This window comes from Pacificibacter marinus (genome assembly GCF_018860665.1).
Classification (GTDB): domain Bacteria; phylum Pseudomonadota; class Alphaproteobacteria; order Rhodobacterales; family Rhodobacteraceae; genus Celeribacter; species Celeribacter marinus_A.
In genome coordinates, this window is the sequence record NZ_JAHKPK010000011.1 from 23,667 (window position 1) to 49,810 (window position 26,144).

General features: G+C 53.5%; 24 protein-coding genes and 2 pseudogenes. 8 read left to right on the forward strand and 18 right to left on the reverse strand.

Annotated elements, in window-relative coordinates; all coding sequences use genetic code 11:
* Window positions 1–3: 3 nt before the first annotated feature.
* Entirely contained in the window at window positions 4–675 is a 672-nt protein-coding gene (locus tag KO497_RS02165; protein ID WP_215942325.1) for a response regulator transcription factor, read from the reverse strand.
* 145 nt (window positions 676–820) lie between these two features.
* Between KO497_RS02165 and KO497_RS02170 the strand changes: the two genes are divergently transcribed.
* From KO497_RS02170 to KO497_RS02185, 4 genes are all read left to right on the forward strand, one after another.
* A complete protein-coding gene (locus KO497_RS02170) occupies window positions 821–1,912 on the forward strand; it encodes a tricarboxylate transporter (protein WP_215942326.1) in 1,092 nt (363 codons plus the stop codon).
* 72 nt (window positions 1,913–1,984) lie between these two features.
* Window positions 1,985–4,012: a tripartite tricarboxylate transporter permease gene (locus KO497_RS02175; RefSeq protein WP_215942327.1), complete on the forward strand. Its 2,028-nt coding sequence runs from the start codon at window positions 1,985–1,987 to the stop codon at window positions 4,010–4,012.
* Window positions 4,009–5,121 (forward strand): 4-oxalomesaconate tautomerase, encoded by a 1,113-nt coding sequence (locus tag KO497_RS02180; protein WP_215942328.1) that lies wholly within the window; start codon window positions 4,009–4,011, stop codon window positions 5,119–5,121. Before KO497_RS02175 ends, KO497_RS02180 begins: the two co-directional genes overlap by 4 nt.
* The gene (locus KO497_RS02185) at window positions 5,099–6,076 is read left to right on the forward strand and encodes a D-2-hydroxyacid dehydrogenase family protein (protein ID WP_215942329.1); all 978 of its coding nucleotides are present in this window, start codon (window positions 5,099–5,101) and stop codon (window positions 6,074–6,076) included. Before KO497_RS02180 ends, KO497_RS02185 begins: the two co-directional genes overlap by 23 nt.
* Here KO497_RS02185 and KO497_RS02190 read toward each other — a convergent pair.
* The 5 genes from KO497_RS02190 to KO497_RS02210 all read right to left on the reverse strand — a co-directional run bounded on the left by KO497_RS02190 (window position 6,045) and on the right by KO497_RS02210 (window position 10,357).
* Complete coding sequence (locus KO497_RS02190) at window positions 6,045–7,073, reverse strand: AbrB family transcriptional regulator (protein WP_215942330.1); 1,029 nt, start codon at window positions 7,071–7,073, stop codon at window positions 6,045–6,047. The two genes, KO497_RS02185 and KO497_RS02190, sit on opposite strands and share 32 nt — an antisense overlap.
* The gene (locus KO497_RS02195) at window positions 7,070–7,720 is read right to left on the reverse strand and encodes a GntR family transcriptional regulator (protein ID WP_215942331.1); all 651 of its coding nucleotides are present in this window, start codon (window positions 7,718–7,720) and stop codon (window positions 7,070–7,072) included. Before KO497_RS02195 ends, KO497_RS02190 begins: the two co-directional genes overlap by 4 nt.
* 104 nt (window positions 7,721–7,824) lie before the next feature.
* On the reverse strand, window positions 7,825–7,935 hold the full coding sequence (locus tag KO497_RS19355; RefSeq protein WP_215942332.1) for a DUF2474 family protein: 111 nt from the start codon (window positions 7,933–7,935) through the stop codon (window positions 7,825–7,827).
* Window positions 7,935–8,936 carry a cytochrome d ubiquinol oxidase subunit II gene (gene cydB / locus KO497_RS02205; protein ID WP_215942333.1) on the reverse strand — a complete coding sequence of 334 codons (1,002 nt, stop codon included), beginning with the start codon at window positions 8,934–8,936 and terminating at the stop codon, window positions 7,935–7,937. The genes KO497_RS19355 and cydB overlap by 1 nt, the downstream gene beginning before the upstream one ends.
* Window positions 8,937–8,947: 11 nt before the next feature.
* Window positions 8,948–10,357 carry a cytochrome ubiquinol oxidase subunit I gene (locus KO497_RS02210; RefSeq protein WP_215942334.1) on the reverse strand — a complete coding sequence of 470 codons (1,410 nt, stop codon included), beginning with the start codon at window positions 10,355–10,357 and terminating at the stop codon, window positions 8,948–8,950.
* Between the two features lie 180 nt (window positions 10,358–10,537).
* Here KO497_RS02210 and KO497_RS02215 point away from each other — a divergent pair, with 180 nt between their 5' ends.
* Window positions 10,538–11,002: an RrF2 family transcriptional regulator gene (locus KO497_RS02215; RefSeq protein WP_215942335.1), complete on the forward strand. Its 465-nt coding sequence runs from the start codon at window positions 10,538–10,540 to the stop codon at window positions 11,000–11,002.
* A 304-nt stretch (window positions 11,003–11,306) separates the two neighbouring features.
* On the opposite strand, the pseudogene KO497_RS02220 reads toward KO497_RS02215, so the two are convergent.
* Window positions 11,307–11,438, reverse strand: a pseudogene (locus tag KO497_RS02220) (NAD(P)(+) transhydrogenase (Re/Si-specific) subunit beta); the annotation flags it as partial.
* 67 nt (window positions 11,439–11,505) lie between these two features.
* Between KO497_RS02220 and KO497_RS02225 the strand changes: the two are divergent.
* Together KO497_RS02225 and KO497_RS02230 are read left to right on the forward strand one after the other, a co-directional pair.
* Window positions 11,506–12,263, forward strand: a pseudogene (locus KO497_RS02225) (helix-turn-helix domain-containing protein).
* Window positions 12,211–12,903, forward strand: coding sequence for an MFS transporter (locus KO497_RS02230; protein WP_354668076.1), 693 nt, complete (start codon window positions 12,211–12,213; stop codon window positions 12,901–12,903). The pseudogene KO497_RS02225 and the gene KO497_RS02230 overlap by 53 nt, the downstream one beginning before the upstream one ends.
* Before the next feature lie 611 nt (window positions 12,904–13,514).
* Here the strand turns inward: KO497_RS02230 and KO497_RS02235 are convergent.
* From KO497_RS02235 to KO497_RS02280, 10 genes are all read right to left on the reverse strand, one after another.
* Window positions 13,515–14,453 carry a 3-keto-5-aminohexanoate cleavage protein gene (locus tag KO497_RS02235; protein WP_215942337.1) on the reverse strand — a complete coding sequence of 313 codons (939 nt, stop codon included), beginning with the start codon at window positions 14,451–14,453 and terminating at the stop codon, window positions 13,515–13,517.
* Between the two features lie 2 nt (window positions 14,454–14,455).
* On the reverse strand, window positions 14,456–15,484 hold the full coding sequence (locus KO497_RS02240) for a branched-chain amino acid ABC transporter permease (RefSeq protein WP_215942338.1): 1,029 nt from the start codon (window positions 15,482–15,484) through the stop codon (window positions 14,456–14,458).
* The gene (locus tag KO497_RS02245; RefSeq protein ID WP_215942339.1) at window positions 15,481–16,344 is read right to left on the reverse strand and encodes a branched-chain amino acid ABC transporter permease; all 864 of its coding nucleotides are present in this window, start codon (window positions 16,342–16,344) and stop codon (window positions 15,481–15,483) included. Before KO497_RS02245 ends, KO497_RS02240 begins: the two co-directional genes overlap by 4 nt.
* 1 nt (window position 16,345) lies before the next feature.
* Window positions 16,346–17,053: an ABC transporter ATP-binding protein gene (locus KO497_RS02250; protein WP_215942340.1), complete on the reverse strand. Its 708-nt coding sequence runs from the start codon at window positions 17,051–17,053 to the stop codon at window positions 16,346–16,348.
* Window positions 17,046–17,774: an ABC transporter ATP-binding protein gene (locus KO497_RS02255; RefSeq protein ID WP_215942341.1), complete on the reverse strand. Its 729-nt coding sequence runs from the start codon at window positions 17,772–17,774 to the stop codon at window positions 17,046–17,048. The genes KO497_RS02250 and KO497_RS02255 overlap by 8 nt, the downstream gene beginning before the upstream one ends.
* 61 nt (window positions 17,775–17,835) lie before the next feature.
* A complete protein-coding gene (locus KO497_RS02260; RefSeq protein WP_215942342.1) occupies window positions 17,836–19,110 on the reverse strand; it encodes an ABC transporter substrate-binding protein in 1,275 nt (424 codons plus the stop codon).
* Window positions 19,111–19,158: 48 nt separating this feature from the next.
* Window positions 19,159–20,085, reverse strand: coding sequence for a 3-hydroxyacyl-CoA dehydrogenase family protein (locus KO497_RS02265; protein ID WP_215942343.1), 927 nt, complete (start codon window positions 20,083–20,085; stop codon window positions 19,159–19,161).
* A 3-nt stretch (window positions 20,086–20,088) separates the two neighbouring features.
* Complete coding sequence (locus KO497_RS02270; protein WP_215942344.1) at window positions 20,089–20,886, reverse strand: SDR family NAD(P)-dependent oxidoreductase; 798 nt, start codon at window positions 20,884–20,886, stop codon at window positions 20,089–20,091.
* A 2-nt stretch (window positions 20,887–20,888) separates the two neighbouring features.
* Window positions 20,889–21,233, reverse strand: a complete 345-nt coding sequence (locus KO497_RS02275) for a cupin domain-containing protein (protein ID WP_215942345.1) — start codon at window positions 21,231–21,233, stop codon at window positions 20,889–20,891.
* A gap of 73 nt (window positions 21,234–21,306) precedes the next feature.
* Complete coding sequence (locus KO497_RS02280) at window positions 21,307–22,143, reverse strand: cyclase family protein (protein WP_215942346.1); 837 nt, start codon at window positions 22,141–22,143, stop codon at window positions 21,307–21,309.
* A gap of 221 nt (window positions 22,144–22,364) precedes the next feature.
* Between KO497_RS02280 and KO497_RS02285 the strand changes: the two genes are divergently transcribed.
* The gene (locus KO497_RS02285; protein ID WP_215942347.1) at window positions 22,365–23,135 is read left to right on the forward strand and encodes an IclR family transcriptional regulator; all 771 of its coding nucleotides are present in this window, start codon (window positions 22,365–22,367) and stop codon (window positions 23,133–23,135) included.
* Between the two features lie 552 nt (window positions 23,136–23,687).
* Here KO497_RS02285 and KO497_RS02290 read toward each other — a convergent pair.
* Window positions 23,688–26,132: a GcvT family protein gene (locus KO497_RS02290; protein ID WP_215942348.1), complete on the reverse strand. Its 2,445-nt coding sequence runs from the start codon at window positions 26,130–26,132 to the stop codon at window positions 23,688–23,690.
* Window positions 26,133–26,144: the final 12 nt, after the last annotated feature.

The window sequence follows — 26,144 nt, forward strand, 5'->3', positions numbered from 1 at the left end:
ACATCATGCCCCACCATAATGCATTGAATACCCAAGCCCGCGTTGGACTTTAATTTCGATCGCAAAAGGCTTTAGCCGTTTGCGCAGGCGTGAGACATAGACTTCGACCACTTGTTCATCGACCTCTGCCCCCGTGCCATAGATTTTATCCAGTAGGGCCTGTTTTGATAACGTACGCGTTTGGGCCATCATCAAGGCTTCAAAGATCGCCACCTCACGTCGCGGCAGTTCCAATGGCCCGTCTGTGCTGACGACTTGGCGTGCGGCCAGATCGAAAGTAAGTGGGCCGACTGAATGGGTCGGAACCGGTTTTGCGACAGCGCGCCGCATAAGAACCTGCAAACGTGCGGTCAATTCGGCCATCTCAAAAGGCTTTGCCAGATAATCGTCCGCGCCAGAATTTAAACCGGACAGTTTATCCTCAAGTGTTGTGCGTGCGGTCAACATCAGGACTGGGCGTTGATCGCCGCGTGCCCGCAGACCTTTGAGCACTTCAATCCCGCTGAGATGAGGCAAGTTGAAATCAAGTATTATAACGTCAGCGCCATCGTCTCTTAAGAATTCATCGGCTGCTGCGCCGTCAAAAATCAAATCGACTGCATGGCCTTCGTCGCGCAGGACATAGGCTATGCCATTGGCAACGCTTTTATTGTCTTCGACTATGACAATCCGCAAAACTCTGTCCTCTTCAAATTTCCGCGATGCAAGCTTGGTGAAAGGTTGGCGCGCGATGGTCAGAATATCAAGAGGGCTTTGGAGGGCTGGCTTGATTCGTATTGCCTGCTCTGAAGACTAGAGCAAAACTGTCTGGGAGGACAACATGACATTGAAAGCATTCTTGCGTGCAAGCGCAATTGGCGCGGCTGCGCTATCGTCAACAGCGGCTATGGCAGATGACCACCGTCTCGATTTATCTGGCGAGACTGTAGAATGGATTATTCCTTTTTCCGAGACCGGCGGCTCGGCACGTTGGGCCACTTTCTACGCACCATTGCTCAGCCAGGCCTTGCCGGGCACTCCAACGGTTGTGGTCACATTTATGCCAGGCGCAGGGTCAACAACCGGCGCAAACCATTTCCAACGGCTAAAATATGAGGACGGCACAACCCTGTTCGGCTCGTCTGGATCGACACAATTCCCGTATCTGCTGGACGATCCGCGCGTGCGCTACGAATACAGTGACTGGAACGTTGTGCTTGCATCGGGCACTGGTGGCGTTGCCTACCTTCCGCCTGCTCTTGCCGAGGCTTATGCCGCGGATCCGACAGCTTTGAACGATGAAGATTTCATTTACGGTGCGCAATCGGCGACGGGTCTTGATCTCGTGCCATTGTTGGCATGGGAAATGCTCGGTCTCAACGTCGAACCTGTATTTGGCATCGAGGGCCGTGGTGACGGACGTTTGATGTTTGAACGCGGTGAAGCCAATATCGACTACCAAACATCGTCGTCTTATTTGTCAGGTGTTGCCCCATTGGTAGAGGCGGGCACAGCGACACCTTGGTTCAGCTTTGGCGCGCTTGATGATGATGGCAACATTGTCCGCGACCCAACATTCCCTGACATGCCAAGCTTTAAGGAAGTCTGCGAAGCGAACCCAAACTGTGAGACAAGCGGCACGACTTGGGACGCATGGAAAGCCTTCTTTATCGCCGGTTTCCCAGCGCAAAAGATGGTGTTCTTGCCAAATGGCGCCTCTGAAGACGCAATCGCGACCTTCACAGAAGCCTTCGCAGCCATCAAGGACCGCCCTGATTACGCAGAAATCTCTGAAACAGCTCTGGGCCTTTACCCACAGTTGACTGGCGCAGGCGCGAAACGTGCGATGGCTGATGCGACTGTCGTTCCAGAAGAGGCAAGCGACTTTGTGAAGACATGGCTTCAAGAAAGCTACGGCATTGTTCTAGAATAAGAACCTTTTGCTCTCGGCCCCCGCCCAATGGTGGGGGCCCACGCAGTTAAATCTCAAATTTGGGGACTTCAGATGGATGTTCTAGCGACAGCGCTTCCTGCGCTTGGCGATGCTTTTGCCATGATTTTACAACCACATGTCTTGGGCTATTTGGTTCTTGGTGTGCTTATGGGGCTGTGCATCGGCGTGTTCCCAGGATTGGGCGGTATCGCTGGCCTGTCACTTTTGCTACCCTTTATGTTTGGAATGGAGCCTTTGACCGGCTTGGCTTTAATGGTTGGGATGGTCGCGGTCGTTCCAACCTCGGATACGTTCTCATCTGTTTTGATGGGCATCCCTGGGTCTTCAGCCTCACAGGCAACGGTTTTGGACGGGTTTCCGATGGCCAAAAAAGGCCAAGCTGCCCGGGCTTTGTCTGCAGCCTTCTCCTCCTCGTTGTTCGGGGGGCTTTTAGGCGCTGCATTCTTGTCGGTCTTTATTCTGATCGCGCGGCCCATCGTGTTGATGTTCCAAACCCCTGAATTGTTGATGATCACGATCTTCGGGCTTTCTATGGTCGGAATTCTTGCTGGACGCGTTGCCGTGAAAGGCATTGCTGCGGCAGGGCTTGGCGTGTTGATCGGCACAATTGGGCAGGGGTCCAGTGCGGGTGCGCTGCGCATGTCGACCTTTGACACGCCCTACCTGATGGATGGCCTTAAGCTGGTGATCGTTGGACTCAGCATTTTTGCTATACCTGAAATCGTGGCACTGTTGCGTCAAGACAAAGCCATCTCGGATCGCGCGGCGATTGGCGGGGGGTGGCTTGACGGCGTAAAGGATTGGTGGGCCAATATCTGGCTTTCAGTCCGCTGTTCGTTGATTGGTGTCACTGTTGGCGTCATCCCCGGACTTGGCGGTTCCGTTGTCGATTGGATCGCTTATGGTCATACGATTCAAACGGCCAAAGACAAATCGCAATTCGGGTCAGGCGACGTGCGTGGAGTGATTGGGCCTGAGAGTTCGAACAACGCCAAAGAGGGTGGCGGTCTGGTGCCCACGCTTTTGTTCGGCATTCCAGGGTCTGGGTCAATGGCCATCTTTATTTCCGGCATTGCCTTACTGGGCAGCGGAAATATCGAGGTTGGCCCCTCGATGCTCAAGAACAATCTTGATATCACCTACTCAATCGTATGGCTCTTGGCTTTAGCGAATGTTGTTGGCACCCTTGTTTGCATCGCGGCCTCTGGTCCTATCGCTAGACTGACCAACATCCGCTTCGCCCTTTTGGCACCCTTTTTGTTCATGATCATCGCTTTCGCGGCCTTTCAGTCACGCCAATCTATCATGGATTTGGTGGCTCTGTTCGGTATCGGTTTGTTGGGTATTTTGTTGCGCCGCTTTGATTGGTCACGGCCCGCATTCTTGATCGGGTTCGTTTTGGCCTCTCCTGCCGAACGTTACACCAATCAAGCCTATCAGATCGCGGCATCCCGTTTCCGGCGTAGCTTTGAAGAGGGTATCGATTATGTGTTCAGCCCTATTGTTATTATTCTGATCATCATCACCGTTATTTCTGTTGTTGTTGGCATAAAAAATGCCAAATCAATTTTGGCTGAAGGTGATGTTAAAGACGGCAAAAAGCGCGCGCCTTTGATCTTTTTACTCGCCATTACGGCCTATGTTGCACTGGCCTATTTTAATGCGTCCCTGATCCCGGATTACGCCCGCATGGACCGTGTGTTCCCAGTTTTTGTGGCAACTGTTACGTTGATATGTTTGGCGATTTTACTTGTGCAAATGCGGTATTCACCTGACACCAACGCACTTTTCGCGGATCGAGAAGCACAAGACGCAGAAATAAATACGCACGGGCTTTGGTCAACACTTGCTTGGTTCGCTGCCCTTTTGGCAGGAACCGCAGTGTTCGGATTTATCATCGCTTTGGCAGTCTTTCTGGTGACCTTCATCCGCTACAGAGCTGAAAAAAGTTGGGTGTACGCAGGACTTTATGCTGCCTCAGGCATCGCGTTCATCTGCGCAATGGCGGCAACATTGAACCGTGATTTCCCTCCGGGGTTGTTGCAAGAATTCGTCCGCTTGCCTTGGCCACTGTCATGACTCAAACAAAAATCCCGTTTTTGTTCATGCGTGGGGGCACCTCGCGAGGTCCTTACTTTAACCGTGCCGATTTGCCCCAAGATCGTGAAACACTGGCGCAAGTGCTTATCGCGGCTGTGGGCTCGGGCCATGCGCTTAACATCGATGGTATAGGTGGCGGCAATGCCGTCACCACCAAAGTGGCAATGCTGTCGCAATCACAAGACGACTGGGCGGATATCGACTATTTTTTCGCGCAAGTTAGCGTCGAGGACAAACAGGTTGATTTCAAACCGACCTGCGGCAATATCTTGTCTGGGGTTGGTCCCGCTGCGATTGAAATGGGGCTTATGCCCGCAACAGGTGCGACCACGACGATCAAAATCTTGGCCGTGAACACAGGCGCACGGGTCATTGCAACGGTTCAAACCGGACCGGATGGCGTGGCCTATGTTGGCGCGACCGCCATCGACGGCGTGCCGGGCACCGCCGCACCGGTGCAATTGCAATTCATGGATACCGTGGGAGGCGCAACGGGGGCATTTTTACCCACGGGAAATCTGCGCGACACCTTTAACGGGATCGAAGTGACTTGTATGGATGTTGCCATGCCGATGGTCATCGCGCGTGCAGATGCCTTTGGGCTGACGGGCTATGAAACAGCAGCTGAGTTGAACGAAAACCGTGATTTCTTTGCTGCAATGGAGGCCGTGCGTATTCAGGCAGGCGAAGCGATGGGGATCACCGATGTCGCATCATCTGTGACGCCGAAATTCGGCCTATTGGCACCTGCGCGAGACGGCGGCACCGTTGCCGCGCGTTATTTCATGCCATGGACTGCGCATCCAACGATGGCTGTCACGGGGGCTCAATGCCTTGCGTCTTGCGTTTTGACTCCTGAAAGTGTTGCGTCAGGTTTGGCGCATTTACCGAACGAAAATCCTGCCAAAATCACGCTTGAGCATGCCTCTGGTTTAATTGACGTGTTGGTCGACTACGAAATCAACGCCGGTGGCATCGTGTTGAAATCCGCAGGGCTTGTGCGGACCGCACGGCTTTTGGCATGTGGCGACGTCATGGTGCCACGCGAAATTTGGAGTGCACAGAATGAAAATTCATATACTGGATGACTGGTTTGACACCCTGCAAAGCTTGCCGTGTTTTGCCAAATTGCAAGATCATGAGGTCAAGGTCTGGAACGACCATGAATCCGATCCCGCAAAATTGGCGGCGCGGGTCGCGGATGCAGATTGCCTTGTGCTGTTTCGTGAACGCACCAAAATTGGTGCAGACCTTTTGACGCGCCTGCCAAATCTAAAACTCATCAGCCAACGCTCTGTCTACCCACATGTGGATGTGGAAAGCTGCACTGCAAATAATGTGCTGTTGAGTTCAAATATGCACAGCGATACGCCCTCTTATGCAGCAGCAGAAATGACGCTTGCACTGATCCTTGCCAGCTATCGCCAGATTCCCCAGCAAGCCAAATCGCTGAAAGACGGCACTTGGCAAATGGGGGTCGGGCGCACGTTGCGAGGGCGCACTTTGGGCCTTTACGGATATGGGCGGATCGCCGGCGCCCTTGCCGAATATGCAAAAGCCTTGGGTCTGACTGTACAGTGGTGGGGGTCCGAGGCCGGACGCGCCCGCGCGATTGCAGATGGGCAACAGGTTGCATCTAGCCGGGACGCATTCTTTGCCACATCTGACATCGTCAGCCTTCATGTCCGCCTGAAGCCCCAAACCAAAGGCATCATCACGGGTGCTGATCTGGCCGCGATGGCCCCTCGCGCGTTGTTCGTAAACACATCACGGTCTGGATTGGTTGCCAAAGGCGCGCTCGAGGCCGAGATCATGAAAGGACGCCTGTTTGCCGCGGTTGACGTCTTTGATGACGAACCGATGCGCGACAGGCATCATATTCTGGCCACGCATCCCAATGTTTTGGCCACGCCGCATATTGGTTATGTAACCGAGGATGAGTTTGATCTGCAATTCAGTGATATTTTTGACCAAATCAACGCCTATGCTGCAGGTGATCCGATCCATATGATCAACCCTGTTGTCTGGGATTCAAAATCTTAGCGGCAATCGGTGCCCCAAGGATCACAACAAAAATACGCAGAACATGATGGGCGATAACAAAGGCCATATCAGCCCCAACAACCAGCGCGAGCACTGTCATCTCAGCCTGACCGCCGGGGGCGAAGGCCAAAAGCGTTTCCATAGGAGGCGCGAGACCTGCCAGATGAATGATCTCTGCAAAGATGACAGTCATTACAATTAGGATCACACAGAACCCAAGGGCGGCGCTCACGTCTTTGCGCACCTCTGGCATCGTGACCCCAGCATATTTGGCACCGACAGTCATACCGATGAAAAACTGTGCCATCCAGATCGCTTCGGCAGGTGGGCGATGATGCAAAATCCCGAGCAAGGCCAAAATAGCAGCAAGGATCAGCGGTCCTAAAATGGAGGATCCGAACATCCCAAGAGCCTTGGCCACGCGCCATCCGATGAGGCCGCAAAGCACCATAATGATCAATTGCGATGGCGCGATAGACGAAGCGGGCTCACCGGGAGGGCTCGACAAATCGACATCCCAATAGCCTTGCAAAATAAACGGAAGTGCCACGACGACGACCATAACCCGAGTGGCATGAACCAATGACAGCGCGCGCACGTCCCCGCCTGCTTCTTCGCCAAACGCCAACATGTCTTGCAAGCCTCCGGGCATCGCGCAGTAATAACTGGTGGCAAAATCAAACCCCCAGATCCGTTGAAAATAGGGAATACCAATCAGCCCGATGGCCGCAACCATAACAGGGATCATCAACAAGGTTGGCCACATCGAAATCATGGAAGCCAAAATCGTCATTGTGAAGGTCGCCCCAACAGCCACCCCAAGGATGGAACGCATCGCATCATTCACCAATTTGTTGCCCTTCATGGGCACCCCTGCCAAAGCGGCAATCAAACACGCGACGATTGGGCCAATCAGCCATGGCAAAGGCAAATCCAGCAGGTGAAAGACACCAACGCCAACAGCAGCAATTATATATGTTACAAAAAGATGTTTCATCCGCGCATGACCTCAAGACGATGACGCAGCGAGGTTTGCAGATGTGCTTCAGCACTCGCGCCTGCGGCTTCGACATCGCCATTGCGGATCGCGTCTATGATGTCTTGGTGCTGTCTGCATACCGTTGAAATTCGCGCCTCATCCGCGAGGGTCGTGGGCCCGAGCAACATCAAGGCATTGTTCAACGCGCGGGCTGATTCAAGTAAAAAACGGTTGCGCGTCGCCAGATAAATGCAACGGTGGAACTGTTGATTGATCGACGCCGCCTGTGCAGGCGCATTCAGTGTCTTTGCGATTTCTGCATTCAGGTCTTCAAGTTCATCTATTTCCGCGGCGATAGCATGTTTGGCTGCCATTTCTGCTGCTGTGCGTTCCAGCACCAATCGCATTTCATACAGTTCGACCACCTCTGTACGGCTCAAGGCACGCACCACAGCCCCTAAACGTGGACGATGCTCAACAATTCCGTCGGCTTCCAGCTTGCGCAGGGCTTCGCGGACTGGGGTACGCGATAGGGACAAACGGGCCGCCACATCTTCTTCACGTAGGCGATCATGAGGTTGGAAGACCCCAGATCTGATCGCATCAAGCAACCGTGCATAAGCGATACCGCCTTGCGACATGTCTGTTGAGTTTGACTTTGGCATCTTGGATTCCCATATTGTATCCGCTTGGATACAATATTTGATAAAGAAGGATTCCCTCAATGTCAAAAAGGAATATCGATGTTGGTATTTTCACGCGCCTTAATTCAAGCGCCAATCGCAAGTCGTATCGCGAATGCGATAACGGCTAAAATCAGAACACTGATAATCCAGAGACCAATAAACCAGCCAACACGCTTAACGGTTTTCGACAGCATCAGTGATAGCCCTCATCAGGATCGATTTTCCCGCGAAAGACCCAGTATGCATATGCTGTATAGGCAAGGATCATAGGCACAAGAACCACCGTACCGACAAGCGCAAACAACAGACTGGACTCTGGTGCGGCAGCTTCTTTGATCGTCAGACTCGGCGGCACGATGTTGGGATAGAAACTGATCCCGATTCCAATAAAGCACAAAACAAACAAAACCAGTGCAGCAAAGAACGGTTGCGCATCTTTATCCGCTTTTAGTCCCGAGAAGAATGCCCATGCTGTTACAAGTACCGCGCTTGGCATCAGAACACTTAGGATACTACCGGGCAGATTGAACCAACGGTGAAAGTAGATCGGATCCTGAAACGGCGTCAGCAGACTGGCAAGACCAATAAACCCTAATGTCGCCACGGCAAGCCATCGTGCATACCCCTGCATTTTGCGTTGCAGCCCGCCCTCGGTTTTGAGGATAATCCACGTTGATCCGAGCAAAGCGTAGCCGATCACAACGGCCAAACCTGTTAAGACAGAAAACCCGCTCAGCCAGTCCCACCAGCCGCCAGCGTAAGCGCGGTCTTTGTATTCGATACCCTGTACCAAGGCACCAAGGGCGATGCCCTGCATGAATGCGGCCACGACTGAGCCGCCAAAGAATGCCACGTCCCAAACCGGTTTCCAGCGTTTGGTCCGCCAGCGGTATTCAAAGGCAACCCCGCGAAAAATCAAAGCCAAAAGCATCAAGATGATAGGCATGTAAAGCGCTGGCATCACAACTGCATAGGCTAGCGGAAACACCGCAAACAGCCCGCCGCCGCCAAGCACCAACCATGTCTCATTGCCGTCCCAAATCGGGGCAATGGAATTCATCATCGTCGCCTTTTCCCGCTCGTCATCCGCGAAAGGAAACAAGATACCAACACCTAAATCAAATCCATCAAGGATCACGTAGGTCAAGACAGCAAAGGCGATAATGCCGGCCCAGATAAAGGAAAGTTCAAACATAGCAAAATACCTTATTCACTTGGATGTGCGTCTGGATGTTTTTGGGTGATTTGTGTGCTGCCTGCCGTGCGGATCGGTCCGTCTTTGAGGCCCAGATGCGGTGTCGCGGCGGGTTTATTCATCATCCGCAAGAGGTAAAATGTGCCCGCGCCGAAGACAAAGAAATACACCACAATAAAAGCAAGCAAAGACGCCGCCACCGCCGGTGCAGCAACTGGCGCAAGGCTGTCGCTGGTCCGCAGCACCCCATATACGGTGAAAGGCTGACGCCCGACCTCGGTTGTCACCCAGCCCGCTAACACCGCAACGAAACCCATTGGCCCCATCACAATTGCGGCGCGGTGCAGCATGGGCGTGTCATACAAACGACCACGGTAACGCCGCCAAGCGGCCCATACCCCAAAGCCCAGCATCGCCATTCCAAGACCAACCATCACGCGAAAGCTCCAAAAAACGATAGCGACTGGCGGTTCGTCTGCGTCTGGAATGGTATCCAAGCCATTCAATGGCGCACCCCATTTGTGTTTCAGGATAAGACTGGAAAGCTGAGGAATTTCTATCGCATAGTCGATCCGCTTTTCAGTCGGGTTTGGAATGCCGAATAATATCAATGGCGCGCCGTGTGGGTGACTGTCATAATGCCCTTCCATCGCCATCACCTTTGCCGGCTGGTGTTCTAACGTGTTGAGACCATGGAAATCGCCCGCCAAAATTTGCAACGGGGCAACGATTATGAGCATCCACATGGCCATAGAAAACATTCGGCGCGCGGGCGCATCGGTCCGGTTACGCAAAAGATGCAACCCGCCAACGCCGCCGACAACAAGCGCTGTTGTAAGATACGCCGCCAAAACCATATGAACCAATCGATAAGGAAAGGATGGATTGAAAACGATGGCCCACCAGTCTTCTGGCACAAACTGTCCAAGCGCGTTTATGCTGTAACCTGTGGGCGTCTGCATCCATGAATTCACGGACAAAATCCATGTGGCCGACATCAGCGTGCCAAAAGCCACCATTGCTGTGGCGAACATGTGCAGTTTATCTCCCACCCGCTCGCGGCCAAACAGCATGATACCCAGAAAACCGGCCTCAAGAAAGAAAGCCGAAAGCACCTCATAGGCCATGAGTGGGCCAAGCACAGGACCGGTCTTGTCCGAGAACACAGACCAATTCGTGCCAAACTGGTACGACATCACGATCCCGGATACGACGCCCATCCCAAACGCGACCGCAAAAATCTTTTTCCAATAGGTGAAAAGCGTCAGATATGTTGCGTCGCGGGTACGCAACCACAGCGCATTCAATACGGCCAGATAACTGGCGAGACCGATCGAAAATGCCGGGAAAATGATATGAAACGACACCGTGAACGCAAATTGCATCCGCGCGAGGGTTTCAGCGTTTAAACTGTCAAACATGGGCGTCTCCGACGTTTGTGTTTAGGGTGCAGTAATCTGTTGACCTCAGCGCTGCCTCCCATGTGCAGCACCCCAATCTAACATGCATTACAAACAAATCGTTCATCGGCGGCTTAACTATATTGATTTACTAAAGCAATATTTTTGATATATCTTTTGCTGCGGCAATAGGATGCACCAATGAAATTGACGAGCTATACAAACTTTGCCCTGCGGTCTTTGCAGCTTGCGGCGCTCAAATCGCCCGAGCTTGTGCGCATCAATGATGTCGCACGCATTCACAACCTATCGCGGCCGCACATCATGAAGATCGTGCATGAATTGGGTAAGGCGGGCTATCTTGAGACAGTGCGTGGTCGGGGGGGCGGTTTTCGTCTGGCACGCCCGGCGCAGGACATTATCGTTGGGGAAATCGTCCGGCTCACTGAGGGATCTATGGATGTTGTCGAATGCTTCAATCCTGAAAAAAACACCTGTTCATTGATTGGTATATGTGTGCTGTCACGCAAGATGCAGGAGGCAACAGCAGCCTTCATGGCCGTGCTGAATAATCTTACAATTGCCGACATCGCCGCCAATAAGGGACAATTGATGGAGCGGATCGCGCCACTGGAACTTCCCGATAAAGAAATGACACCGTCCTGACGGAGTTCCGCCCAAAACAGCTTTTTTGCAACATTCACATGCATAACAATCAGAGTTGGCAAGGCACGTACCATGTCACCAGTCTATGGTCGCTTGTATAAAAAGCGGCCAGTGTCGAATTGATGTCGCTAAATTAATTATTCTGACGAGGCTGCTTGAAACTGATCCGTTAGAATGTGCCCAGCCTCGCCAAATTATCGTATAATCGATGTTATGTAAAAATAATCTCATTTAGTCCGACGACCTTAGTAAACTCGTTCAAGCCCAAGTTCGCACTGTTTGATAAACACCGTCCCCATACAGGCTATATTTTGCTCAATAGGTTGCTGACCGACGCCTTTGCATCGCCGTAAAACATCCGCGTGTTTTCTTTGTAGAACAACGGGTTTTCGATACCGGAGTAACCGGTGCCTTGACCACGTTTAGACACGAACACTGTAAATATGTACGGACTCTCGGGACACTTCCTGTAAATTACCCAATTTTGGGTGGAGGAAGTTTTTATGACGAACGAAGAACGTGACATTCAACGCAAGCTGAGAGTGCTCCAGCATGCTGAGAAGATCGGCAATGTACGCAAAGCATGCCGGTATTTTTGGGGTTGGGAGATCCAGCTTTTATAGATGGCGGGATGCCTATCAAAAGCATGGGGAGGCTGGCTTGAAGAATGCCAAATCAATTCCGAAGAACCCGGCCAATCAAACACCTGCTGAAATCGTCGAGAAGGTTCTGTATCTGCGCCGCAAGTATCACTTGGGGCCCATAAGGATCGTCTGGTATATGGCACGTTACCACGGCATCAAAATCTCAGATGCCAGGGTCTACCGTATCCTCAGACGCAACGGCCTTAACCGGTTGCCCAGAGGCACACGAATGCGCAAGCTGCATACCAAGTGATATCACAAGCAGGTTCCAATACACCGCGATCGACGATGCAACCAGAGTTCGCGCCCTCAAGGTCTACGATAAACATACGCAGGCAAACGCCATCGACTTCATTGACCACATCATCGAAAAGTTCCCGTTTCGCATTCGTGAAGTGCGCACGGATAATGGCCACGAGTTTCAGGCCAAGTTCCATTGGCATGTCGAAGATCTCGGGATCAGGCACGCCTACATCAAACGCGGCACACCGCAATTGAACGGCAAAGTCGAGCGATCCCACCGTTCCGATCAACAAGAGTTCTACAACTTCGCCAGGCCGCACGGTGCCCACAACGGACAAACCCCTTACGAGGCGCTCAGAGACAAGCTACAGTAACCCCACAAGTGTCCCGCGGGTCCGTCTAGGTTACACCCGTGCGGTCGTTTTGATAAATCCAAGGTTCGCCTATCTCCTTGTGATCTTTGCTGCCGCTCCGATGTGCATAATGGCATTCTTCGGAATTTCGCCTTACGTTTATGTTGACAGGTTCGGGATGTCTGAACATGCCTTCAGTGTTATCTTCGCGTTCAACGCGGCCTGTGGAATGATTGGTCCTGCACTTTACCTAAAACTTTCCCGAGTTATTCCGGTCCCAAGCATCATTCTGGGGTGCTTTGGGATCATGGCTATCGGTGGGTTAGTGATGCTATCCTTTGGAAGCCTATCGCCATTTATTTTTGCCGCAGTCGCCGCCACGACAACAGTTGCAGTGATCATCGTGCGCGTTCCAGGGGCTAACTTGCTTCTTGATCAACAAGTGGGTGATACTGGATCGGCGGCAGCCCTCATTCAGTTCAGCGCAACCCTTATGGGGGCAGCCGGCATCCAGATCGTAACGCTCAATTCAGGCGACCTCATTGCGAACTACGGCATCCTATTAATTGTGATCGGAGCGATTTGCACGACCTTGTGGCTATTCGTCAGAAATCGCTCCTTTGTCACAGATAATATTGTTCACCTGACGAACAGACTGTGATCGGTCGCACCATCTCTGGTCGATATGATACCTTCACAAGTATCGATTGGCAGGATTGAGTATTACGCACAATAGCGGCGGGACACCGATATGCCCACTATTCTTTGACCAACGTTGGATCGAAATCCAACGGGCTTCATCAACCGCACCTGACAAAGCGTGGGATGCCCCCTCTAAAGTAGTTCACCCACTGGGATATGTTTATCCCGATTTCAGGAGGACCACAGGATGGCTGGAAAACGAGTGAAGCCCAAAGATATCGTGCTGAAACTGCGACAATTTGCAGTTTTTGCAAGGACAAGGAAGGTCGACGGAGGAAGCTGCGCCTGTACCACGGCCATACCGTAACCCGGTATGATGATAACGCCATCCTTGTCAGAGGTCAGATCAGTCATCAGCGGGCGGATCTTGGTAGCGTAAAGTGTCGATGCTTGCGCGGCCATCGGTGATGGGCTGCCGCAAATTCAGGTAAGGAAACGGAAGCGTAGCCACCAAAGGTTGCGCCCTCTGCCTGTTCTTCCTCGCACCCTTTGCGAGCAGCCTGCCACAGGTGCAGGCCGCCTAAATTGGTCAGCATCGGATTTCAGCTTTTGACATGGCTGATCCCTTTGCTAAAAATTGACCCGATCGCCGCCCTTCAGATCCAAAATCTCGCGTGCCTCGTCCGGAGTGGCGACCTCACAGCCCAGATCCTCAACGATACGGCGGATCTTGGCGACCTGCTGCGCGTTGCTTTGCGCCAGCTTGCCGCGTGAGATAAACAGGCTGTCTTCAAGGCCAACGCGAACGTGGCCACCCATCTGGCTGGCCGTGGTGCCCAGCGTCATTTGCGATCCACCCGCGCCCAGAACCGACCAGCGGTAATCGTCGCCAAACAGACGATCGGCGGTGCGTTTCATAAAGATCAGATTGTCGATCTCAGGGCCAATCCCGCCCAGAATACCAAAGATGAACTGGATAAAGACAGGCGCTTTGAAAAGGCCGATATCCATACAAAATTTCAGGTTATACAAGTGGCCCACATCATAGCATTCGTGTTCAAATTTCACGTCATGGGGGGCTAGAGTTTCGGCAGCTTCTTTGATGTCTTTAAAGGTATTGCGGAAGATATTACCGTCCGAATTGGCAACGTAATCCTTTTCCCAATCAAACTTCCAATCTTCATCTTTGTAACGGTTGGCGAGCGGATGAAACGAGAAGTTCATCGACCCCATGTTCATCGAACACATTTCCGGGGAAAACGTTTTCGCAGGATTGATCCGGTCCTGAATCGACAACGTCAACGATCCGCCCGTTGAGATATTCACAACTGCATCCGTCGCCTGTTTGATGCGTGGCAGAAACGGCGCGAAATCGTCGATTGCGACGGACGGCGCGCCCGTTTCATTGTCGCGTGCGTGTAGGTGCAAGATAGATGCCCCCGCCTCTGCGGCATCTAGCGCCTGCTTGGCAATATCGTCATACGTGAAAGGCAGAGCATCAGACATCGTTGGGGTGTGAATGGCCCCTGTGATCGCGCAGGTGATGATGGTTTTTTGCTTCTTGGCCATGCTTAGGCTCCTTTAGACGAATTGGATTGTTTGACGCGGAAACTCAGTGGGAACAGTTCCAGATTAAAGCGTGCACGAATGAGCCCCCAGATGCCGTTTGGGGCCTTGAGCATGATGACAATCGCGACCACCCCCAGCACCATCAGGTAAATAGTACCCAGATCGGCGAGCGTTTCGCGCAGGGCAAAGAAGATCAGCGTGCCGATGATCGGCCCCTCGATTGTGCCAATGCCGCCAATCACGACGATGAAGATGACGAATGCCGTCCAGTCGTTCACCGAAAATGCCGCGTCCGGCGAGATGCGCAGTTTCTGCAAAAAGATCAATGCGCCGATCATCGTCGTCAGCGCCGCCGTCACGACGTAGACGATGAATTTGGTGCGCCAGATGTCGATACCAAGTGATCCGGCGGCCAGTTCATTGTCGCGAATGGCCGTCAGCGCCAACCCGTTGCGAGACCGCAGGAACAAATAAACAGCCGCAATCACGATCACGGCGGATCCAAGCGCCAGCCAATAGCTGAGGGATTCACGCCCCGAGCGCGACTCTGACAACGACCTCACGATACCAACCGGCAAGGACGAACCCGATCCGCCACCAAGTGAACTGACTTGGGCAAAGGACAGGCGGAACACCTCTGCGATAACCCATGTGCCAATGGCGAAATAGGCGCCGCGAAGTCGGAAAATCAGCAGTGCGACGGGGATCGCAATGATCGCCCCAAGAACGCCTGCAACACCAATCGCGGCGACGGGATGCATCCCACCGAACATGGTCAGCGCAAACAGCATATAGCCGCCGAACCCAACGTAGGCCTGCTGCCCGACAGATACGAGGCCAGCATAGCCCGCCATCAAATTCCAAAGACTGGCCAGCGCGAGGTACAAAAACAGCTCGCCCATAAGGCGCATATCCGCACGGCCTGCCCACCAAGGGGCGGCGATCAGGACGATCATCACAAGGATGGCAATGATGGCTGCGGCCTTGGTCGCAGCAGAGCTACGGGTGACGTGAAAATCAGAGTGGTTCATCCGCTTATCCTCGGGAAAAGTCCATTCGGGCGCACGGCCAGGATCGCAAGGAACACAAGATGCCCCGCCAAAAGCTGCCAACCGGGATCGATCTTGGCACCCACCGTCTGGGCCACTCCTAGAATAACGCCGCCTGCAAGCGTTCCCCAAAGATTGCCAAGCCCGCCGATGATCACAGCCTCGAACCCGAAGATCAGGCGACCGCCGCCAATAGACGGATCAAAACTGGTGCGAATACCTAACATGATGCCCGCTATCGCAGTGACGCCGAGCGCGAGAGCCATCGCCAGCCCGAATATGTGACGCCGGTTCAGCCCCATCAATTGCGCGATTTCCTGATTGTCAGACGTCGCACGGAAGGCGCGTCCTAGGGCGGTCCGGTAGAACGTCCATTGCAGGGCGGCAATCACCGCTACGGCGATGGCAAACGTCAGCAAAGGCAAAACCCCCAAGGACAAACCGCCAACAGAAACGCTCGCAGTTTCTAAGGAACCCGCATTCATTTTCTGTGGATCAGCGGTGTAAATTTCAAGAAGCGCGTTTTGCAGGATAACCGATAGTCCGAACGTTACCAAAAGCGGCGGCAACAGATCTCCGCCGAGCGTCTGGTTCAGGATGGATCGCTGTAAAACATACCCGATTACTGCCATGCACGGCACCACGATGATCAGAGCCATCAGCGGGTGAATTCCAAGGATGGCCGTCACGCTCAGACCCAGATAGGCCCCCAGAACGATCATGTCGCCGTGAGCAATGTTCACAAGCCGCATCACGCCAAAGATCAATGAAAGACCCGCCGCGAACAGCGCGTATAGCCCGCCGAGCAAAGTGCCCTGAACCACTGCATTCACCCATTCCATATTATTCAACTCCGAAATAAGCGCGCGAAATGTCTTCGCGGGCAACAGTTGCAGACGGGCCGTTCAATGATACGCGACCCTCTTGAAGACAGTAAAACCGGCTGGACACCGAAAGCGCCTTGCTGATGTCTTGCTCCACGATCAGCGCGCTCATGCCTTCCCCGATGATGCCGGGGAGGGCGGCGTAAATGTCTTTGATGATGATCGGCGCAAGCCCGAGGCTGATTTCATCAAACAGGATCAAATCGGGGTTCGCCATCAGCGCACGGCCAATCGCAACCATCTGTTGCTGCCCCCCTGAAAGCGACGTTGATTGCTGCGCGCGGCGTTCTTTCAGGATCGGGAACAGCTTGTAAACCGCTTCCAAAGACCACGGTCCTTTGCGCCCGATCTGCCCGCCAATGATTAAGTTCTCTTCTACGGAAAGAGACGGGAAAAGCTGGCGCCCTTCTGGAACCAAAGCGACGCCTCTTTTGGCCACCTCATCAGCACGTAATGCGCCGATCCCCTCGCCACGATATTCAACCATTGCTGCGTCGTTCTGCGTCAGCCCCGAAATGGAACGCAACAAGGTCGTCTTGCCTGCGCCATTGGCCCCGATAATCGCCAGAACCTCGCCCTCGGCGACCTCCAGATCGACGCCATACAGGGCCTGAAAATCTCCGTAGTGAGCTTCAAGCCCAGAGATGTGCAAAATTGGATCAGGCATCGGCTTCTATCCCCAAATAAATTTCCTGCACTTCGGGGCTTTTCATGATCGCGTGAGGTTCGCCCTCGGCAATCTTTTTGCCAAAATCGATAACGATCAATCGGTCCACCACAGCCAGAAGCGCGTGAACCACATGTTCGATCCAGATGATCGTGACGCCACTTGCGTGAATGTCTTTGATGGTTTTCACCAAAGATGCGCATTCAGCCTCTGTCAGCCCGCCCGCGATCTCGTCCAGCATCAACAGTTTAGGTCTTGCGCAGAGTGCTCGAGTCAATTCGAGTCGTTTGCGCCCCAATAGGGTCAGCCCGCCCGCCAAAGTGTTTGCACGGTCTAACAATTCGGTTTGTTCCAACACTTCAAGGCAGAATTTCTCAGCTTCATGGCCTGACAATCCCGCAGCTTGTGTGGCGGCAACCATCGCGTTTTCAAAAACGGTCATCCCCGAAAACGGCTGCGGCACCTGAAAACTACGCGCCATGCCTGACCGGCATCGTTTCGCGGCGTTCATCGAGGTCACGTCTTGCCCATTGAAATGCACCTTGCCGGAATTCGGCTGCAACGTGCCCGTAATCAGATTGAACATCGAGGTCTTACCAGCCCCGTTTGGCCCGATCACGCCAAGCGCTTCACCCGCCTCGACGCCGTAGGTTAGCTCGTCGGCGACCGTCACGGCGCCAAAGGATTTGGTAACTTGGTCGAGTTGAAGAAATGCCGTCATTGCGTTTTCCTGTTGCGTTATTATTGGTCGCGCCTTCCAGTAGGCGCGACCAGAGTTCTTGTCAGGAAAGCAGCTTGAGTTCGCCGGTCAACGGGATGTCGGGATGCGCTGAGTTTGCAACGATTTTGAGGTCCATCCCGTCGCCATCACGCTGCCACTGGCCCGCGACCAACGGCGTCTTCGTGACGTTGTTGATCGGGCCGGTTGACCAATCAACATTACCAACGATGGTATTGAGATTGGTCGATGCAATCGCCGAAACGATCGCTGCCGGATCTTCCAAATCTTCAGCACGCTTAACGACGTCAGCAACGACCTCGAACAAAGCGTGTTTGAACCCGATAGGCTGCGTCCAAGGGCGGCCTGTCGCCGCAGTAAACCCGTCTGCCAATTCTTTCGAGCTCGCACCCGTCAACGACGAGTTAAACGGGTGGTTTGGTGACCACCAAACCTCGGATGACAATCCGTCACCACGATCGCCAAGCGATTCAATCACGGACGGGAAAAGCAATGCCTTACCAATCGTGACGATTTTCGGTGCAAACCCCTGTTGGGCAGACTGTGCCCAGAATGTCGCGAAATCCGGTGGAATCATGTTGCCCGTGACGATCTCACAGCCCGCGGCCTTGAACGCTGCGATCTGGTTGCTGAAATCGTCTGACAGTGGCTGATACCGGCCCGGATCAATCAGATCATAGCCTGCTTCCGCGAACGGTTTTGGCAAGCCAAGTTCAGGGTCGCCCCATGCGTTGCCATCAGCGTCATTCGGGAACAACCCGCCAACGGTTTTGGACACACCTGTCGGGCCCCACATATCAAGGAAAGCACCAATGACGTCCTCTAGGCCCCAAAAGAAGTGATAGGTGTTTTGGAACCCTTCGCCCGGCACGCCGTTGCGACCAAAGAAATACGGCTGCCAAGGACAATCGGTGGTGATGCACGGCACTTCGTTGATCTCGGCCTGATCGGATACGGGGTTTACCGTTTCAGGAGTAGACGCGGCAACGATGATGTCGACCTCATCCCCAAGGATCAAATCTGCCGCAACCTCGGCGGCGCGGTTGGGGTTGGATTGGCTGTCTTTTGAAATGATTTCAACGTTGTAGGTCTTACCGTTGTTCTCAATTCCGGCAGCAAACCTTTGGCTAATCGCATCCAGAACGTAATCATCCGCTTCTGCAAATGAGGCCAATGGGCCCGTACGTGGGCTAACATGCCCGACGCGCAATGTCGGACTCTGGGCATAGGCCCGTGTGCTTGTCAAAATCGCAGGTGCAGCAATTGTTGCAGCACTGGCCGACAGGAACCTGCGGCGTGTCCATGTTGTCTTTGTCATCTGGTCGTCCTCCCTAAGTCGGTTTGTTCAACCGTGTTATCGTTCGTTTCAGTCCAATAAAATTCCATCAAGACGGTTCAGATGTCGCGCGACACGCGCCCGTACTTGGTCGGCTTCTTCGGGTGTCCATTTGCGGAACCCTTCCCCCGATTTCATGCCCAGCCGTCCCTCCTCGACAAGCTGTTCAAGATACGGTGACGGCCCTTTTCTGCTTTCCAGATCGAACAGCACGTTCTCGTGGATATCGAGGGTCAGGTCCGTGCCAACCAGATCGGCATTTTCCAATGGTCCAAGCACGGCAAGCCGCCGCCCGAAACTGGCTTTGATTACGGTATCAACGGATTCAGCGTCACAAATGCCATTCTCCACAAGGCTGATTGCCTCGCGCCAAAGGGCATGCTGCAGCCGATTACCGATAAACCCCGGCACGTCTTTGTTGACGCGAACGGGCGTCTTTCCCGCGTCTTCCAACAGCGCCATCATATCGTCCGCCACCGCGACATCGGTCCACTCTGTGCTGACGACTTCGACCAACGGGATCAAATGCGGCGGGTTCCACCAATGGGTGCCGATTGCCCGCCCCTTAATGCGCAGCTCGCTCATGATTTTGGTAATCGGCATCACGGATGTGTTGGACGCAAGGATACAAGTCTCGGGTGCGAGCTCTTCGATTTCAGCAAAAATCTTGCGCTTTAGGTCCAGCTTCTCGGGGGCCGCTTCAAATACGACTTCAGCGTTCTTAACTGCCCGTTCAATCGACCCCGTGATCTCGATTTTCTTAAGGATTTTGGCGATCTTCTCGTCGGACTCACCCATCCCCTTGAGACTGTCCATAATGCGGCGCGATACGCTCGCTCGTGCGTCCTCGACAGGGTCCGTGATCAGCACATATTGTCCGGCACGGGCCAACGTCAGGGCAATGCCGTGCCCCATGAGGCCGGCACCAATAACTGCGATTTGGCGGTTCTTTTTCATCGATCAGCCTGCCGTATATCCACCGTCAGCATACAGAATATGCCCGGTGTAAAAATCAGATGCTTTTGATGCGAGGAACAGAAGCGGCCCCGCCAGATCTTCCGGTTCGCCCAATCGCCCTTTGGGGACACGGGCAAGAAAACCGGAGCGTACCGCGTTGGCCTCTTCGTTGTCTTCAAACATCCACGCAGTCAGTGGCGAACGAAAAACCGTTGGTGCGATCGCGTTTACCGTGATGCCTGTTGGCCCTAATTCGCAGCCAAGCGCCTTGGTCAAACCATCGGTCGCCGCCTTAGATGCACAATAGGCAGTGTAGCCCGCAGGATGCCCCAAAAGGCCACGTGCGGATGACACCAGAACGATCTTGCCGCCCTCACCCTGCGCCTTCATTTGCGCAGCAGCGGCGCGGGCCAAAAGCCAGCTTTGCGTAACGTTGGCATCCATCACCGACTGAAACGTTTCTGGCGACATATCATTAATCAACGCCACCTTATTCATGCCAGACGCGACCACCAAGATATCGAGTTTATTATATGTCGCGACAGCCTGTGCAACCATGTCAGCGCAGACAGATTCATCTGTTGGGCGTGTATTAATTGCAGTCACTTCCGCGCCCATGCCACGGCATTCTTCGGCGATCATATCCAATGCAGATTGATTCCCCGCAACCAGCACAAGTTTCGCTCCAGCCCCTGCCAGAATACGCGCCGCCACCATGCCAAAGGCACCTGACGCGCCTGTGATCAGAGCAACTTTGTCTTTCACGTCAAACATCGAAAGAGGGTTTTGCATTACGTTCATATTCAGGACTCCGGAGGATAAGGAATGACGACCAGCATTTTTGCTGTCTCATTGCTGCGGTTCTCAATCTTGCGAACTTCGCCCGAGGGAATGGTGCAGCTGTCGTATTTTTTCAGAACAGTCTCGACACCATCAACAATCACGGTCATCTCACCTTCCAGCATGACGTAGACTTTCTCGAACGGGGTTGAATCCGGCCCAGCACCGCCCCCTGGAAGGAACTGACTAAATCCAACCCACTGATTGGTCGGTCCGCCCTCTTCAAACCCTTGCAAGCGTAGCCCATGACATTCGAAATGGTTTGGCGCAACATAGGGCTGTGCGTCGGCAAATCGCTTAAGGTGCATGTCTTCTCCTCCCAGAAAATCGTGCGATTGACGTGCTACCCTATCCCTCCAGACAGGACAGCACGTTTTGCTTTTAGAATTCAGCGCCGTCGTCGATGCGGAAGTCTTGGCCCTTGTCGATCATCGCCACGAGGCGAATGATGCAGCCATCACCACGGTCCCAGTTCCAAGGGAAGAAGGCGAAGGTACAGCGCTTGCCGGTCACCGCGTCTAGATCGCCGCCAACGTTCTCGATGCCGAGAATACCGTTCTTGAACAACACGTTGTGCACTGGCTCCCACTCGGGGAATGCGTCTTTCCAATCGATGCCGCCGGACCATTCCTTGTACTCTTCGGCCAGGTGCGGCAGCAGCGGACCGTTGCGCTGCGGGCCGATCGCGGTGGCCAGCGGGTGGTCGTTGGCCTGGGTGTCGTGACCGACAACCTTCACGCCCTTTTCGACCATCCATTCGCCCGCCGACTTCACGAAGCCGGGACAATAAGCGAAGTAATCACCGTCTTCGTAACGCTTGTGCCAGCCGGTGTTGATGATCAGAACGTCGCCCTTACGGATCGCGTGACCGCAAGCCTTTTCAAGGTCTTCGCCTGTGATCGGCTCCCACTTTTTCTTGGGCAAGGATACGACAATCCCAGTGCCAAAGAAATGCGGCAGCGGAACTTCGTCGATGAACGGCGTGCCCTGAACAACGTGTGCGGGTGCATCAATATGGGTCGTTGCGTGCATAGTTGTCGTAATGCGCTGACTCAGAACGCCAGATTTCGCCATGTAGTGGATACGTTCGATTTTTGTATCCTCAAAATAAGGCCAGTTCGGGTTCTGAAACCCAAAACGGTGGCTGAGGTTATAAAACTCAAGCCCCATATCGTTGTCGGTATTTGCTTGAAACTCTATGCCGCGGATTTCGACCATTGGATACAACTCCTCCGTTCGCGGCCTTGGCCACGCTGTTGATTTGCGAATGTCAGGATGGTTCCTCCCAGTCCCGTCTCTACAAATAAAGCATATGGTCTATCCTGACGTCAACAAATTAATCGCATCGTGATACTGCTGTATTGCATTGCGATTTGATATGTTGACAATGTCTAAAATTCAGTGTGTTACGGGAAAGCAAAAAAGAGCCGGAGCTGATCATGACGAAAGAGAACACTGAAACAACTAAGGGTGGTATTCAGGTTATTGCGCGGTCAGCAGCGATTCTTCGCGCCCTAAAGGATCAGCCAAATGGCATGAGCCTCGGCCAAATCGCAACCGCCACATCCCTTCCCCGCTCCACCGTTCAACGGATTGTTGCGGCGCTACAAACAGAACGGTTTATTATTTCAGTTGCGAACGGTGGTGGCCTCAAACTCGGGCCGGAACTGGGTGCACTCGCCGAGGCGACCCACTATAACATCGTTGAACAATGCCGCATTTTCCTGTCAGAACTTTCCCAAGCCACAGGAGAGACAGCGGATCTATCTGTCCTGCGGGGCAATAAAATGATCTTTCTTGACCAAGTGCCCGGCACCCAGAGGTTGCGCGCAATTTCCTCCGTTGGAGATGTTTTCCCGGTAACAACCACCGCGAATGGCCGTGCATGTCTCGCGATGCTGCCTCGCGAAGATGCCCACAAACTCGCCGCGCAGGAATGGGCTCGGCAGAACGTCCGGCCCGACGTCATTAAATTTGACCGTATGTTAAACGAGGTCGCAGAAAACGGCATTGCCCGCGACGTCGATGATCATACCGACGGTATCAGCGCGGTTGGCTTTGCCTTTGAAGATTGGACCGGCAACATTCACGCGATATCCGTACCGGTCCCGACATCGCGATTTTCCCGTCAGAGCGCCGAAATCGAAACTGCAATCCGCGCCACCCAAAAGAATATCGCTAAAATGATGGATCGTGGAAACTTCAATTAGTCAACGAACGGCAAAGACGGCCATTCAGGATTCTCGTACGAACCCAGCCCCCAAAACCCTCAGTCTTGACCGTGGCACAGCGTGCCATCTGCGTGGCACAGCGTGCCATCTGCGTGGCACAACGTGGCACGGCGAAAATAAGCTATTGAAAACATTGAGAAACAACACTCTTTGGTGCATTTGCACCAAAATCGCCGAAAAACCCTTTATTTATAGTGACTTAGAGGCAACGGGCAGCTTGCTGCGTCAGGTGTGTATGAATTTCCCCGAAATTCGATCGTTTCAGGTCTGAGAAAACTGCGAGATTTACACTCGATCACGTTACTTGTGGCCGTTCAAAGGTCCTTACGGACGAACCAACAAGTGCGAGTACGGCCACAATTGAGTATTTTCGAAATGCGTGAAGCATCCTATCGCGTAGGGTGTAAGCAGCTTGGCCCCATTAGATATTATTGCAATTTCAAATATAGTATTGACGCATCTTTCGACGATTGCTTGAGCAGCCGTTCAGTCTTGCCCAAGCAATCGAAATCTATCCACACACAATAGTACTCAGACCTTTACCCTTGCTGACGTCGGATCATACAGCGGCTTAAGTGACGCCGTGGCGGCAAAACGCTGCCCTGCGACTTCGATTTCATAGGCCGAGGCCAAAACCTGTTGCACGGTTTCCCCCGCACAAGGCACATAGCCCAGACCAATCGCGCCTCCCAATGTGTGCCCGTAATTGCCCGAGCTGAGATACCCCACCAGTTGACCATCGCGCAGGATCGGTTCTGCGTGATAGAGCAAGGGATTAGGATCGGTCAGTTGGAATTGAACCATCCGTTTTTGCAAACCCTGTTCGCGTCTGCGCAGCACAGCATCCCGCCCGATATACAAGTCATCGGTTTTTTTGATTGCAAAGCCAAGCCCCGCTTCAAGAATGTGATCTTCGCTTGAAATGTCATGACCGAAATGGCGAAAGCCTTTTTCAATCCGGCAACTGTCCATCATGTGCAAGCCACACAATTTGGCATCCATATCGCGGCCAGCCTCAAGCAAAACCTCAAACACATGCGCCGCCATATCGGTGGACACATACAATTCCCACCCCAGCTCGCCCACATAGGTCACGCGGTGCGCGCGAGCCAAGCCCATGCCGATCTCAATCTCTTGGCAAGTCCCAAAGGGATTGACCTCATTGCCAAAATCATTGGGTGACACGCGCTGCAGCAATTTGCGCGCATTTGGTCCCATGACGCAAATCACAACCTCGGCTGCTGTCATATCCGTCAGCGTCACGCGGTAATCACCGATCAAACGCCGCATCCATGCGTGATCTGCAATGCGGGTGGCCGCTGGCGTGACGACCAAATATTCGGTTTCGGACAGGCGCGTGATGGTCACATCCGCCTCGATTCCGCCAGATGCATTCAAGAACTGACTGTAGACGATCTTGCCCACAGGCACCGACAGATTGCTGGCCGCAACCGCGTTTAGAAACGCCTCGGCATCTGGCCCGTCCACTTTGATTTTGCCAAACGATGACATGTCGTAAATGCCAACATTTTCGCGGATGGCTTTATGTTCGCGGGCGGAATTTTCAAACCAATTCTGCCGCTTCCACGTGTATTCATATTCGGCTTTTTGCCCAGCATCCGCAAACCAATTGGCCCGTTCCCAGCCTGAAAATTCACCAAAGACAGCACCTTGCGCTTTAAGCGCATCGTGCAGCGGTGACCGGCGAATGCCCCGCGCCGTGGCCTTTTGGCGGTATGGAAAATGGTCAGCAAACAACAGACCAAGCGTTTCTTTGGAGCGTTCAAACAGATAGGTTTTATTGCCCTGAAACGGCTGCATCCGCGCAATGTCAACGTCACCCAAATCAAAGGGTTTCTCGCCTGTGTCCATCCACGCCGCCAGCGCCATGCCTGCGCCCCCCGCCGATTGAATACCGATGGAATTAAACCCAGCGGCAACCCAAACATTGTCCATCTCAGGCGCAAGGCCAAGGTGATAGGCATCATCAGGCGTGAAACTTTCAGGTCCATTGAAGAACGTGTGAATTCCCGCGCTTGCCAACAAAGGCATACGATTGACCGCCTGCTCTAAGATAGGCTCGAAGTGGTCGAAATCCTCGGGCAGTTGATCGAATTCAAAATCCTCAGGGATGCCTTTCATCGCCCAAGGTTTGGCCACCGGCTCAAACGCACCCAACAGCAATTTGCCCGCGTCTTCTTTGTAATAGGCACATTCTTCGGGCACGCGCAGGGTCGGCAGTTGCGCAAAATCTGGGATCGTATCGGTGACGATATAAAAATGCTCACAGGCGTGCAGCGGCACATTAACGCCCATTTGACGGCCCACATCGTGCCCCCACATGCCCGCGCAATTGACCACGTGATCGCACACAATCGTACCGCTCTCGTCACCCGTTTCCCATGACACGCCCGTGATGCGACGGCCTTCACGTTGAAACCCTGTGACTTTCGTACGCTCGATAATCTGCGCGCCGCGCTGTTTGGCGCCCCGCGCCATCGCCAGCGCAATATTCGCCGGATCCCCCTGCCCGTCTTTGTCCAAATACACCGCCGCTGTCACGTCATCCACATTGACATGCGGATACCGTTTGACGACCTCTTCGGGGCTGATCTGTTCCACTTCGACCCCGAAAGCACGCGCCATCGAGGCTTGACGTAAAATTTCTTCGCGACGCTCAGGCGTCAGCGCAAGGGTGATCGATCCGTTGCGACGAAACCCTGTGGCAACACCGGTTTCAGCCTCAAGATTGCCATATAACTCTTGGCTGTATTTCGCCAAGCGGGTCATATTTTGCGAGGCGCGCAGCTGCGCGATCAACCCCGCCGCATGCCATGTGGTGCCAGAAGTCAGCTGCTTACGTTCCAGCAGCACAACGTCTTTCCAACCCAATTTTGTCAAATGATAAGCAACGGAACAACCGATCACGCCGCCACCGACGATCACGACACGGGCCTGTTTAGGGGGCAAAGTCATATCAAAACCTTT